The organism is Streptomyces sp. NPDC046122, from assembly GCF_056429965.1.
Genome location: NZ_JBWKLQ010000010.1, coordinates 108275 through 121648 on the forward strand (window position 1 = coordinate 108275; position 13374 = coordinate 121648).

Here is a 13374-nt window from a genome sequence, read left to right on the forward strand (position 1 = left end):
CGGGCTGACCGGCCCGCGGCACGTCTCCACAGCCGGGACGTTCAGCGCGCCGCGTACTCATGACGCGTAGGACACGCCCTGCGGGGCACTCGCCCGGCGCACAGCGCACGTGCGCCCCGGCCACCCCTGGGGCACCGTGGTAGAAGCGCGCCGGGACGACCCGGCCCCGCAGCAGCAGAGGGAGCGCCGCATGTCCGACCACACGTACCGCGTCACCGAGATCGTCGGCACCTCGACCGAGGGCCTCGACCAGGCCATCCGCAACGGCATCGACCGCGCCTCCCAGACGCTGCGCGGCCTCGACTGGTTCGAGATGACACAGGTGCGCGGTCACATCGTCGACGGACGCATCGAGCACTACCAGGTCGGCCTCAAGGTCGGCTTCCGACTCGAAGACACCGCGTGACCTGAGCGGGTGCACCGTGTGACCCGCTCAGGTACGGCCCTCGCGCTCCTGCGCGTCCTTCAGCGCCGCCGAGGTCGCGGCCCAGCGGGCGCGCACGACCGTGTAACCGGCCTGCTCGGCCGCCACGCAGACCAGTTCGTCGTCGTCCACGAGCATCCGGATCTCCCGGCCCCCCGCCGCCAGCCGTTTCAGGATCTCCAGCTTGGTGTGGCGGGCGGGCCGCCGGTCGTTGTCGCGGCGCATCCAGATCCGCCCGTCGGGCAGGTCCTGCGCGGCGAGCCAGTCGAGCGTGTCGCGCCGGCACCGCTCGGGACGGCCCGTGAGGTAGACGACCTCGCACTCCCCCGCGCTCTCCCGCGCCATCCGCACGCCCTCCGGGAGCGGCGGATCGTCGGGCGCCGCCCCGAAGAAGCCGTCCCAGTCGCGCGGTGTGCGCTCCAGGAAGCGCTGGCGGTGCGCGGTGTCCGCGAGGGTGCCGTCAAGGTCGAATACGGCCAGTGGCTTCTTGCCGTGCGGCGTACGGGAAGTCATTCCGGCACTGTAGGACGTCTCCCGGCGCGACCGTCGGCGCGGGCCGGGAATCCCCGCGCGTGCCGGGCGTTGAAGTGGGTGTGAACTCAGTGATCGCGCGGACCCGGTTCTCCGTCCTCGACCGTTCCCGTACGCGTGAGGGGCATGACGCCCCGCAGGCGCTGCGGGACACCGTGGACCTCGCGCGGCGGACCGAGGCGCTCGGATACCACCGCTTCTGGGTGTCGGAGCACCACAGCGTGCCCGGGGTCGCAGGCTCCGCGCCGACCGTGCTGGCGGCCGCCGTCGCCGCCGCGACGTCCACGATCCGGGTGGGCACGGGCGGGGTGATGCTGCCGAACCATCAGCCGCTGGTCGTCGCGGAGCAGTTCGGCGTGCTGGAGTCGCTGTTCCCCGGCCGGATCGACATGGGACTCGGCCGTTCCGTGGGGTTCACCGACGGGATACGCAGGGCCCTGGGCCGGGACAAGAAGGACGCCGACGACTTCGGCGCGCGGCTCGGCGAGCTGCTGGGTTACTTCACCGGCGACCAGCGCGCGCATCCGCAGGTGCACGCCCACCCCGCCGAGGGTCTGCGGATCCCCGCGTTCGTCCTGGCCACCGGCGCCGGGGCGCGGGTCGCGGCGGGGGCCGGACTTCCGCTGGTGATCGCGGCGGCGCGCGGCGAGGACGAGATGCTGCGGGCGATCGACGGCTACCGGGAGGCGTTCCGCCCCTCCCCCTGGGGCGAGCGGCCGTACGTCGTCCTGTCCGGCACGGTGGCGGTGGCGGGCACCTCCGAGGAGGCCGGGCGGCTCCTGGCGCCGGAGGCCTGGGCGTCGGCGTACTCCCGCACGCACGGGTCGTTCCCGCCGCTCGCCCCCGTGGACGAGGTGCTGGCCCGGCCGATGACCGAGCGCGAGCGGGGCCTCTTCGAGGACGCGCGGCGCGGCCACGTCCACGGCACGGCGGACGAGGTCGCCGACGCCCTGGAGAAGGTGCTGGGCCGCAGCGGCGCGGACGAGTACCTGGTCGCGACCAGTACGTACGACCGCGCGGCGCTGCTGGACTCGTACCGGCGGCTGGCCCGCCTGGTGGGACTCGCGGGTGCGGACGCCGCCTAGGATCGAACCGTTTGTCGCAGCCGTCCCCGCGTACGGAGCCCCACCGATGCACACTGCCCACGACCCGTACGTGCGGGTGCGCGGCGCCGACGAGCACAACCTCCGGCACGTCGACGTCGACATCCCCCGCGACGCGCTCGTCGTCTTCACCGGCGTCTCCGGTTCCGGGAAGTCCTCGCTCGCCTTCGGGACGATCTACGCCGAGGCCCAGCGCCGCTACTTCGAATCCGTCGCCCCGTACGCCCGCCGCCTGATCCACCAGGTCGGCGCGCCCCGGGTCGGCGACATCAGCGGCCTGCCGCCGGCCGTGTCGCTGGAGCAGCGCCGGTCGGCCCCGACCTCGCGGTCGTCGGTCGGCACGGTCACCACCCTGTCCAACTCCCTGCGCATGCTCTTCTCCCGCGCGGGCGCCTACCCGCCCGGCGCCCCGCGTCTCGACTCGGACGCCTTCTCGCCGAACACGGCGGCGGGCGCCTGCCCCGAGTGCCACGGACTCGGCCGCGTGCACCGCACGAGCGAGGAACTGCTCGTACCCGACCCGTCACTCTCCATCCGCCACGGCGCGATCGCGGCGTGGCCGGGCGCCTGGCAGGGCAAGAACCTGCGCGACGTGCTGGACGCCCTCGGGTACGACGTGGACCGGCCCTGGCGCGAGCTGGAGCGGCGGGATCGCGAATGGATCCTGTTCACCGACGAGCAGCCGGTCGTCACCGTGCATCCCGTGCGTGACGCGGGGCGCATCCAACGGCCCTACCAGGGCACGTACATAAGCGCCCGGCGTTACGTCCTGCACACCTTCGCGGACTCCAGGAGCCAGACCCTGCGGGCGAGGGCCGAGCGCTTCCTGACCGCCGAGCCGTGCCCGGTGTGCGACGGGAGCAGGCTGCGCCCGGAGGCGCTCGCGGTCACCTTCGGCGGCCGTACGATCGCCGAGCTGGCCGGGCTGCCCCTGTCGGCGCTCGGGCGCCTGCTGCGCTCGGGGCCGGGGGCGGGATCCGGCTCGGGGCCGGCGGACGGCAACGAGACCGCGCGGGTGCTGACGGACGACCTGCTGGCCCGGATCGCCGTGGTCACCGAACTCGGCCTCGGCTACCTGAGTCTCGACCGCACGACGCCGTCCCTCTCCTCCGGCGAACTCCAGCGCCTGCGGCTCGCGACGCAGCTGCGCTCGGGCCTCTTCGGGGTCGTGTACGTACTGGACGAGCCCTCGGCGGGGCTCCACCCGGCCGACACCGAGGCCCTGCTGGTCGTGCTCGGGCGGCTGAAGGCGGCGGGCAACTCGGTCTTCGTCGTGGAGCACCACCTGGACGTGGTGCGCGCGGCGGACTGGCTGGTCGACGTCGGACCGCACGCGGGCGAGCACGGGGGCAGGGTGCTGCACAGCGGCCCGCCCGCGGGTCTGGCCGAGGTCGCCGAATCGGCGACCCGCCGCTTCCTCTTCGACCGCGAGCCGGCTCCCGTGCGCGAGGTGCGCAAGCCCTCGGGCGTGCTGCGGCTGAACGGCGTCGAGCGGCACAACGTGCGGGACGTCGACGCCGAGTTCCCGCTGGGGGTGCTCACGGCGGTGACCGGCGTGTCGGGTTCCGGCAAGTCGACGCTCGTGGGGCAGGTGCTGGCGGGCGTCCTCGCGGACCGGACGGCCCCGGTGGCGGGCTGCGCCTCGGCCGAGGGCATGGAGGCGGTGGACCGGCTGGTACAGGTCGACCAGCGCCCGATCGGGCGGACGCCCCGCTCCAACCTGGCGACGTACACCGGTCTCTTCGACGTCGTGCGCAAGCTCTTCGCGGCCACGGAGGACGCCCGTGCGCGCGGGTACACGGCGGGGCGGTTCTCCTTCAACGTCGCCGGTGGGCGATGTGAGACGTGCCAGGGCGAGGGGTTCGTCTCCGTCGAGCTGCTCTTCCTGCCGAGTACGTACGCCCCGTGCCCCGACTGCCGCGGGGCGCGCTACAACCCCGAGACGCTGGAGGTCCTGTACCAGGGCCTCGACATCGCCGGGGTACTCGATCTGACCGTGGAGGCGGCGGCCGGGTTCTTCGCGGGCACGCCTGCCGCCGTGCGCAGCCTGCGGGCGCTGCTCGACGTGGGCCTCGGTTATCTGCGGCTGGGGCAGCCCGCGACGGAGCTCTCCGGCGGCGAGGCGCAGCGCATCAAGCTGGCCGGCGAGCTGCAGCGCACGCGCCGGGGCCACACGGTGTACGTACTGGACGAGCCGACGGCGGGCCTGCATCCGGCCGATGTCGAGGTGCTGATGCGGCAGTTGCACGGCCTGGTGGACCAGGGGAACTCGGTGATCGTGGTCGAGCACGACATGGCCGTGGTGGCGGGCGCCGACTGGGTCGTCGACCTCGGTCCGGGCGGCGGCGACGAGGGCGGCCGGATCGTCGCGACGGGACCGCCGGCCGAGGTGGCACGCGCCGGCGCCGGCCGTACGGCCCCGTACCTGGCCCGGGAGTTCCGGCCGTCCTGAAACGCGGGTCGGCGGGCGTCTGCCCGGCCGTCTTCCCCCGCCTGCGAGCGTTCGCGATCTTGCCGGGGAAGATCAGCGGCAGGCGGTGACATGCCCACGACCACCGAATCGCCGGTCAGCGGCGCGACGCCTTCCGCGTGGCCCGCAGCCACTCCTTGTTCATCGCGGCGATGGACGGCAGCGGGATGCCCTTCGGGCAGGCCGTGGCGCACTCGCCGGTCAGGGTGCAGCCGCCGAAGCCCTCCTCGTCCATGGCGGAGACCATGTCGAGGACCCGGGTCTCGCGCTCGGGCGCGCCCTGCGGAAGGACGTTGAGGTGGTTGATCTTCGCGGAGGTGAACAGCATCGCCGAGCCGTTCGGGCAAGCCGCTACGCACGCGCCGCAGCCGATGCACTCGGCGTGCTCGAAGGCGAAGTCGGCGTCGGCCTTCGGGACGGGCGTGGCGTGCGCCTCGGGGGCGGCGCCGGTCGGGACGCTGATGTAGCCGCCCGCGCCGATGATCCGGTCGAACGACGACCGGTCGACCACCAGGTCCTTGACCACGGGGAACGCGCCCGCCCGCCACGGCTCGACGTCGACGGTGGCGCCGTCCTCGAAGTGCCGCATGTGCAGCTGGCAGGTGGTGGTGCGCTCCGGGCCGTGGGCGTCGCCGTTGATGACGACGCCGCACGCGCCGCAGATGCCCTCGCGGCAGTCGTGGTCGAAGGCGACCGGCTCCTCGCCGCCCAGGATGAGCTTCTCGTTGAGCGTGTCGAGCATTTCCAGGAACGACATGTCCTCGGAGATGTCGTCGACCTCGTAGGTGACCATGGCGCCGGGTTCCTCGGCATTGCGCTGGCGCCAGACGCGCAGGGTGAGCCTCATGCGTAACTCCGCTGGGTGGGGTGGACGTAGGCGAATTCGAGGGCTTCCTTGTGCAGTACGGGCGCCCGGCCCGTACCGGTGAACTCCCAGGCGGCGGCGTACGAGAACTCCTCGTCCCTGCGCTCCGCCTCGCCGCCCGCGGTCTGGCTCTCCTCACGGAAGTGGCCGCCACAGGATTCGGTGCGGTGCAGGGCGTCGAGGCAGAGCAGTTCGGCGAGCTCCAGGTAGTCGACGATCCGGTTGGCCTTCTCCAGCGACTGGTTGAGCTCCTGGCCGGTGCCCGGCACCTTGATCCGGCGCCAGAACTCTTCGCGGATCTCCGGGATGCGGCCGAGCGCCTTGCGCAGGCCCTCGTCGGTGCGGGCCATGCCGCAGTACTCCCAGAGGAGCTCCCCGATCTCCTTGTGGAACGAGTCGGGGGTGCGGTCGCCGTCGACGGCGAGCAGCCGCTCCAGGCGGTCGGTGGTCTCCGAGACCACCCTGACCGCCTCCGGGTGCGTCGCGCCGACGTCGTCGTGGTGGGGGTTGCGGGCCAGGTAGTCGTTGATGGTGGACGGCAGGACGAAGTAGCCGTCGGCCAGGCCCTGCATGAGCGCGGACGCGCCGAGTCGGTTCGCGCCGTGGTCGGAGAAGTTGGCCTCGCCGATGGCGAAGAGGCCGGGGACGGTGGTCTGGAGGTCGTAGTCGACCCACAAGCCGCCCATCGTGTAGTGGATCGCCGGGTAGATGCGCATGGGCACCTCGTACGGGTTCTCCGCGGTGATCCGCTCGTACATCTCGAAGAGGTTCCCGTACTTCTCCTCGACGGCCTTGCGGCCGAGGCGGCGGATCGCGTCGGCGAAGTCCAGGTAGACGCCCTGGCCGCCGGGGCCGACGCCGCGCCCCTCGTCGCAGACGTTCTTCGCGGCGCGCGAGGCGATGTCGCGCGGCACGAGGTTGCCGAACGACGGGTAGATCCGCTCCAGGTAGTAGTCGCGCTCGTCCTCGGGGATCTCGCCGGGCGGACGTGTGTCGCCCTGCGCCCTGGGGACCCAGATGCGGCCGTCGTTGCGCAGCGACTCGCTCATCAGGGTGAGCTTGGACTGGTGGTCGCCGGAGCGCGGGATGCAGGTGGGGTGGATCTGGGTGAAGCAGGGGTTGGCGAAGTACGCGCCGCGCCGGTGGGCCCTCCAGATCGCCGTCGCGTTGGAGTTCTTGGCGTTGGTGGAGAGGTAGAAGACGTTGCCGTAGCCGCCGCTCGCGAGCACCACGGCGTCCGCGAAGTACGTGTCGACACGGCCGGTGATCAGGTCGCGGGCGACGATGCCGCGCGCCCGGCCGTCGACGACGATCAGGTCGAGCATCTCGGTGCGCGCGTGCATCTCGACGTTCCCGGCCGCGATCTGCCGCGACAGCGCCTGGTAGGCGCCGAGCAGCAGCTGCTGGCCCGTCTGGCCCCGGGCGTAGAAGGTGCGCGAGACCTGTACGCCGCCGAAGGAGCGGGTGTCGAGCAGGCCGCCGTACTCGCGGGCGAACGGCACGCCCTGCGCGACGCACTGGTCGATGATCTCGACGGAGATCTGCGCGAGCCGGTGGACGTTGGACTCGCGGGCGCGGAAGTCGCCGCCCTTGACGGTGTCGTAGAAGAGGCGGTGGACGGAGTCGCCGTCGTTGCGGTAGTTCTTGGCCGCGTTGATGCCGCCCTGCGCGGCGATGGAGTGGGCGCGGCGGGGCGAGTCCTGGTAGCAGAACTGGACCACGTGGTAGCCCTGTTCGGCGAGCGTGGCGCCGGCCGCGCCGCCCGCCAGACCCGTGCCGACGACGATGACGGTGTGCTTGCGGCGGTTGGCCGGGTTGACGAGCTTCGCCTCGAAGCGGCGGGTGTCCCAGCGCTCGGCGACGGGCCCGGAGGGCGCCTTGGTGTCGACCACCGGCGCACCGGTCGCGTAAGCCGTGTAGTCGGCGTAGTCCGTGAAGTCCGTGTACTCGCTCATGTCAGCCCACCACTCCAGTCATGACGGCGACCGGTACGGAGACGAATCCGGCGGTCAGTACCAGCGCGAGGCCGTTGGCCAGGGTCTTGAGGATCCGGTCGCGCCGGGCGTTGCCCACACCCAGCGTCTGCGCGGCGCTCCAGAAGCCGTGCCGGACGTGCAGTCCGACGGCGAGCATCGCCACGAGGTAGACGGCGTTGCCGTACCAGGTGCTGAAGGTCGCGACGACGTTCTCGTACGGGCGGCCGGGCTGCGCGTTCTCGTTCACCGTGAGCGTCGTCAGGTCCAGCAGGTGCCACACGATGAACAGGGCGAGGATGATCCCGCCCCAGCGCATGGTGCGCGTGGCGTAGCTCGCCCGCCGCCGCCTGTGGACGTACTTGCTCGGCCGCGCGGCGATGTCCCTCCGGCTGAGCTGGTAGGCCGCGACGCCGTGCAGCACCACGGCCGCCAGCAGCACCACGCGCACCACCCACAGCGCCCACTCGTAGTGCAGGAGCGGCTCGCCCATGGTCCGCAGCCAGTGCGCGTACGCGTTGAACTCGCCGGAACCGAAGAAGATCTTGAGGTTGCCGAGCATGTGGGCGACCAGGTACATCAGCATGATCAGACCGCTGACGGCCATCACCGTCTTCTTTCCGACGGTCGATCCCCAGAGCGAGCGGGTGAGGGACGGTCGTCGGTCCGTCCGCGTTGCCAGTGCCATGGCACCGACGGTAGGGCCGGAAGGCCTCAGAGGTCCAAGACATGGTCCGGCTCATGTCCATAGGTAATAACTATCGTGGATATCGTGGCCCCATGCAGTTCCAGCAGCTCCTGTACTTCGTGACCGTCGCCGAGACCCTGCACTTCACGCACGCCGCGGAGCGCGTGCACGTCTCGCAGCCGTCCCTCTCGCAGCAGATCCGCGCCCTGGAGAAGGAGATGGGCGCCGACCTGTTCACCCGCGCCCGGGGCAACATCGCCCTCACCGACGCCGGCGAGGCCCTGCTGCCGCTCGCCCGCCGCATCCTCGCGGACGCCGACACCGCCCGCCACGAGGTGCAGGAGCTCGCCCAGCTGCGGCGCGGCCGGGTACGCCTAGGCGCGACGCCGAGCCTGTGCACCGGGCTGCTCCCGGACGTCCTGCGCACCTTCCACGATCTGCATCCCGGCATCCAGCTGCTCATCGAGGAGAGCGGCTCGCACGACCTCGTACGGGAGCTGGCCCGCGGCGCGCTCGACCTCGCCCTGGTCGTGCTGCCGCTGCCCACGCCGTCCCCCGCCCTGACCACGGTCGAGCTGCTGCACGAGGACCTGGTCGTGGTCTCCGCCTCCTCGGTCCCGCGCCCCGGGCGGGGCAGGTCCGTACGCGTCGCGGATCTGGAGGGCGAGCCGCTGGTGATGTTCCGGCACGGGTACGACCTGCGCGAGCTGACCGTCGCCGCCTGCCGCGCCGAGGGCTTCGAGCCGTCCTTCACCGTCGAGGGCGGCGAGATGGACGCCGTCCTCGGTTTCGTACGGGCCGGGCTCGGGCTCGCGGTCGTGCCGCGCATGGTGGCCGCGCGGGCGGGGCGTGACCTGCGGGTCACGCCCCTGGCCCGGCCGGGCCTGCAGCGCACGATCGCGCTCGCGCACCGCAGTGACGTGGCCCCGCCGCGCGCGGCCCGCGAGCTCCAGAAGGTGCTCCTCGCCTCCCGGGCCGGTCAGACCGCGTCGGCCAGCAGCAGGGTGTGAATGCGGTCGGGCGCGCCGGGCCTGGCGTAGTACCAGCCCTGGGCGGTGTCGCAGCCCAGCTCGCGCAGCTGGGCCGCCTGCGCGCCCGTCTCGACGCCCTCCACCGTCACGGCCAGCTTCAGGCTGTGCGCCAGGGACACGATCCCCTCGACGATCTTCACGTCGACGGTGTCGGCCGGGTGCTGCTGCATGGACTGGGTGAAGGACCGGTCCAGCTTGAGGACGCTCACCGGCAGCCGGCGCAGATTGGCGAGGTTGGAGTAACCGGTGCCGAAGTCGTCCAGCGCGATGTCCACGCCCATCTCGGCGAGCTGGCGCAGCGGCTTGAGCAGGTCGTCGTTCGCGCCGATCAGCGCCGACTCGGTGACCTCCAGGCACAGGGCGCCCGGTTCGAGACCCGCCCGCTCCAGCACGTCCACGGTGTCCGAGACCAGGCCCGGATGGTGCAGCTGCATCGGCGAGAGGTTCACGTTGATCCGCAGCGGCCCGCCGTCGGAGTGCCGCTTCTGCCAGAACCTGGCCTGGCGTACGGACTCCTCCAGCACCCAGCGGCCCAGCGGAACGATCAGCCCGGTGTGCTCGGCGAGCGGGATGAACCGGTCGGGGCCGAGGACGCCGTGCTGCGGGTGGCACCAGCGCACCAGCGCCTCCGCGCCGTGCACGCTGCCGTCGCCGAGGTGCACGAGCGGCTGGTACTCGATGAAGAACTCGCCCCGCTCCAGCGCGGCGGGCAGGGCGTTGGTGAGGCCGTGGCGGGTGATGGCGCGAGCGTCCGCCTCCGCGTCGGCGGTCTCGAAGCGGTTGCCGCCCGCCGACTTGGCGCGGTACATGGTGATGTCGGCGCTGCGCAGCACCTCCGCGGGACCGCGCTCGCCCGCCGGTCCCTCGACGATGCCGATGCTGCCGCGCACGGTCAGGTCCCGGCCCTCGATGCGGATCGGGGACGACAGCGCGTTCAGTATCCGCGCGGCGAGATCGTCCACCTCCTGGCGGGTGTCGGGGCCCGTGGTGAGCGCCACGAACTCGTCTCCGCCGAGCCTGGCCACCATCTCGCCGGGCGCGGTGGCGCAGCTCTGCAGACGGTCGGCGACCTCCACCAGCAGACGGTCGCCGGCCGAGTGGCCGAGGCTGTCGTTGACCGCCTTGAACCCGTCGAGGTCCAGGTAGCACAGGCCGAAGCGCATGCCGTCCCCCGCGGACAGCGCCTTCTCCAGGCGCTCGAAGAACAGCGTCCGGTTGGGCAGTCCGGTCAGGGCGTCGTGGGTGGCCTCGTAGCGCAGGCGCAGATTGAGCAGCCGGCGCTCGGTCGTGTCCTCCATGAGGGCGAGCTGGTACTGCGGCCGGCCGTCGGCGTCGCGCAGCAGCGAGACCGTGAGATTGGTCCACAGGACGGTGCCGTCGGTGCGGTAGTACGGCTTCTCGACCCGGTAGCTCTCCCGCTCGCCGCGCACCAGCTCGCCGTAGAGCTTCCACACGTGCGGCGTGTCCTCCGGGTGGACCCACTCGCTGACCTTCCGGCCGCGCATGTACTGGTCCATGCCGCCGAACATCCGCATGAGCGCCTCGTTGACCTCCAGGACGTTGCCGTCGAGGTCCGCGATGCCGATGCCGATCGCCGCGCCCTCGAAGACCGCGCGCAGGCGGGTCTCGGTGGCGTGCAGCGCCCGCTGCGCCTCGCTGCTCGCCAGGAGCGACGACCGTGCGAGGGCCTCCTGCTCGGCGAGGGTCCGCTGGCGCAGGGCCTGCGCGAAGCCGGCCGAGAGGGCGTGCTGGAGGCGGGCGCAGCGGGCCCGGTGCTCCTCCGTCTGCGCGGGCGAGTCGTTCTCCCCGGCGCAGTACAGCACCAGGTAGGAGTCGACGACGCCGAGCGTACGGACGAGCGCGTCCGGGTCGGTGCAGTGGGCCGCGACCAGGGCTGCCCCGACCTCGTGCGCGGGCGCGGTGTCGAAGGGCCGCCGGTGGAGGGCGTCGCTCAACTTCCGTGCGAGCGGCAGCAGATGACGTTCCACCTCGGGGCGCGTCAGGGAGGTGGCGGTGACGGGGAAGACCGCCCGGCTCCAGATCGTCGCGAACCGCCCGAGTCTGCCGTCCCGGTCGTCCTGATCCTCGGAACCGGGCGCCGGGGCACGCTCCGCAGCCCGGCCGGGGCGGGGCCCCGGCGCCCGTGATGGCACGCTCACGCCTTGCGTCCCACTCCTGCGAAGCCCGAGAAGGCGAACGGATCCTCCTGCGCGAGCGGGGTCTCGGGCCGCCACTCGGCCATCTGGACGAGTCCCGGCTCGACCATCTCGAATCCCTCGAAGAACCGCGCGACCTCCTCGTGGGAGCGCATGATCAGCGGGTTCTTGATGTCCTTGTAGACCCCGACCGTGCCGCCCACCTGCTGCGCGGGAAGCGGAATGCCCTCGTACGAGGCGTGGGTGAGGATCAGGAGGCTGCCGGGGGCGAGGGCGTCGCGCAGCTCCGCGACGGCCGCCCGCGGATCGTCGGCGTCCTCGACGAAGTGGAGTACGGCGACGAGCAGCAGCGCCACGGGCCGTTCGAGGTCGAGGAGTTCGCCGACGACCTGGCTGCTCAGGATGTCCTGCGGCTTGCGCAGGTCGGCGGCGGCTATGCCGGCCCGCTCGTTCCCCGCGAGCACGGCCCGGCTGTGCGCCACCGCGACCGGGTCGTGGTCGACGTACGCGACCCGGGCCTCGGGGTCGGCGGCCTGGGCGACCTCGTGGACGTTGCCGAAGGTCGGGATGCCCGATCCGATGTCGAGGAACTGGTTGACGCCCTCGTCGAGCGCGAAGCGCACCGCGCGCCGCATGAAGGCGCGGTTCGCCTGCATGATCTTGGGAAGGCCCGGCAGGAACTCCATGGCCTTGCGGGCTGCTTCCCTGTCGACCTCGAAGTTGTGCGAACCGCCCAGGTAGTAGTCGTAGATCCGGGACACGCTCGGCACCGTGAGGTCGATGCCCTGGGGTGCCCAGGCGGGTCGCTCCATCAATGTCTCCAACTCATCGCCACGGTACGGCCGGTCATGACCTAGACCGGTGTTCGAGCCGAGGCTACTGATCGGCAGGCATCAGAGCGAGCAAAAACGGAAATTAGCGGTCCGTTCTCGGTCACACGCCACCGGCATGTGCGGCACGAACGACCGGCCCGCTCCCGCCGGACGGGGCGGGAACGGGCCGGTGCGGCCGGGCGCCGCAGCGCGGGGACGCCGACCTACTTGGGCGCGCCGACCATCTTGCCCTCGGGCGAGACCGCGTACCAAGTGCCGCCGACACCCTGGCCGTTGGTGTCACCCGGCTTCGCGTCTCCCGAGAAGGTGTAGACGGGCCAGCAGTCGATCGTCTGCTGCTTGATCCCGTCGGGGCGGTCGAAGACGACGAAGCCCTTCTTGAGGATGCCCTCGGTGTCGTTCTTCTCGACCGGCGGGACGACCGGCCACTTCTCGAGGCAGGCGCCGGTGCAGGCGGTCTTCATGGGCCAGGCCGAGTCCTTCTCGAACCGGTAGACCGTCATGCCCTTGGAGTCCACCACGATGTCACCGAGCTTGGGGTCCTTGCGGACGGACATGCCCGCGAGGTCGGCCTTCTCGGCCCCGCCCGCCTCGTCGCCACCGGCCTCGGCGTCACCGCCGCCCGCACCGCCCGCTGCGGCCTTCTTGCCGTCGGGGGCGGAGGCGAACCAGGTGCCGCCCACACCCTGCCCCTTGGCGTCGCCCGGCTTGGCGTCCTTGGCGAAGCGGTACATGGGCCAGCCGCCGACCGTGAGCTGCTTGGTGCCGTCCGCCCGCTCGACCTCGCCGAGCAGCGAGGCGTCGGTCCCGGGTGCGGCCGTGGCGTCGCTCGCCGGCACGACCGGCCATGCCTTCGCGCAGTCGCCCTCGCAATTCGACTTCGGCGGACTGACGGTGTCCTTGTCGAACCGGTAGAGCGTGAAACCCTCGCTGTCGGTGAGCACCTTGCCCAGCTTCTTGCTGTCCCAGACGGCGAGTTGTCCCGCGGACTTGGACGCGGCGGCCTCGCCGCCGGCGTCGCCGTAGCCGCTCTTGTCCGAGCCGTAGCCGCCGTCGGCCGGCTGCGCCGCGGGGTTGGCGTTGCCCACGGCCTGGCCATTGGGGGACTCCGTCACCGTGTCCTGACCGCACGCCGTCGTCAGCGCCATCACAGCCGCCGCCGTCACCGCGAGCGAGACGTTCCGCCAGGTCTTCATGTGGACTCCTGTGTACCGAGGGTGTGGTGCGGCGCTCCAGTGCGTCGCTCATGGCCCTAGGTACGGGCGGCGGGTGCCCGGGCGTTCAACCCGTTCGCAGAAAT

Annotated in this window: 11 protein-coding genes; 4 read left to right on the forward strand and 7 right to left on the reverse strand. The window is 72.0% G+C overall.

Features of this window, described 5'->3' with window-relative positions:
* Positions 1-190: 190 nt before the first annotated feature.
* Positions 191-406, forward strand: a complete 216-nt coding sequence (locus AC07FK_RS24505; protein ID WP_069925839.1) for a dodecin — start codon at positions 191-193, stop codon at positions 404-406.
* 27 nt (positions 407-433) lie between these two features.
* Here AC07FK_RS24505 and AC07FK_RS24510 read toward each other — a convergent pair whose 3' ends face one another.
* The gene (locus tag AC07FK_RS24510; protein ID WP_479107078.1) at positions 434-937 is read right to left on the reverse strand and encodes a phosphatase domain-containing protein; all 504 of its coding nucleotides are present in this window, start codon (positions 935-937) and stop codon (positions 434-436) included.
* An 80-nt stretch (positions 938-1017) separates the two neighbouring features.
* Between AC07FK_RS24510 and AC07FK_RS24515 the strand changes: the two genes are divergently transcribed.
* Entirely contained in the window at positions 1018-2040 is a 1023-nt protein-coding gene (locus AC07FK_RS24515) for an MsnO8 family LLM class oxidoreductase (protein ID WP_479107079.1), read from the forward strand.
* A gap of 46 nt (positions 2041-2086) precedes the next feature.
* A complete protein-coding gene (locus tag AC07FK_RS24520) occupies positions 2087-4510 on the forward strand; it encodes an excinuclease ABC subunit UvrA (RefSeq protein ID WP_479107080.1) in 2424 nt (807 codons plus the stop codon).
* 115 nt (positions 4511-4625) lie between these two features.
* Here AC07FK_RS24520 and AC07FK_RS24525 read toward each other — a convergent pair whose 3' ends face one another.
* From AC07FK_RS24525 to AC07FK_RS24535, 3 genes are read right to left on the reverse strand one after another with little or no spacing between them, the layout of a single operon-like run.
* Complete coding sequence (locus tag AC07FK_RS24525; protein WP_479107081.1) at positions 4626-5375, reverse strand: succinate dehydrogenase/fumarate reductase iron-sulfur subunit; 750 nt, start codon at positions 5373-5375, stop codon at positions 4626-4628.
* Positions 5372-7348, reverse strand: coding sequence for a fumarate reductase/succinate dehydrogenase flavoprotein subunit (locus AC07FK_RS24530; RefSeq protein WP_479107082.1), 1977 nt, complete (start codon positions 7346-7348; stop codon positions 5372-5374). Before AC07FK_RS24530 ends, AC07FK_RS24525 begins: the two co-directional genes overlap by 4 nt.
* 1 nt (position 7349) lies before the next feature.
* A complete protein-coding gene (locus tag AC07FK_RS24535) occupies positions 7350-8054 on the reverse strand; it encodes a succinate dehydrogenase (RefSeq protein WP_479107083.1) in 705 nt (234 codons plus the stop codon).
* A 92-nt stretch (positions 8055-8146) separates the two neighbouring features.
* On the opposite strand from AC07FK_RS24535, the gene AC07FK_RS24540 reads away from it, so the two are divergent.
* Positions 8147-9064 (forward strand): LysR family transcriptional regulator, encoded by a 918-nt coding sequence (locus tag AC07FK_RS24540; protein WP_479107084.1) that lies wholly within the window; start codon positions 8147-8149, stop codon positions 9062-9064.
* Here AC07FK_RS24540 and AC07FK_RS24545 read toward each other — a convergent pair.
* The 3 genes from AC07FK_RS24545 to AC07FK_RS24555 all read right to left on the reverse strand — a co-directional run bounded on the left by AC07FK_RS24545 (position 9034) and on the right by AC07FK_RS24555 (position 13270).
* On the reverse strand, positions 9034-11244 hold the full coding sequence (locus tag AC07FK_RS24545) for a putative bifunctional diguanylate cyclase/phosphodiesterase (protein WP_479107085.1): 2211 nt from the start codon (positions 11242-11244) through the stop codon (positions 9034-9036). The genes AC07FK_RS24540 and AC07FK_RS24545 overlap by 31 nt on opposite strands.
* Entirely contained in the window at positions 11241-12053 is an 813-nt protein-coding gene (locus AC07FK_RS24550) for an SAM-dependent methyltransferase (RefSeq protein ID WP_479107086.1), read from the reverse strand. The genes AC07FK_RS24545 and AC07FK_RS24550 overlap by 4 nt, the downstream gene beginning before the upstream one ends.
* A gap of 224 nt (positions 12054-12277) precedes the next feature.
* Entirely contained in the window at positions 12278-13270 is a 993-nt protein-coding gene (locus tag AC07FK_RS24555) for an SCO0930 family lipoprotein (protein ID WP_479107087.1), read from the reverse strand.
* Between the last annotated feature and the right edge of the window lie 104 nt (positions 13271-13374).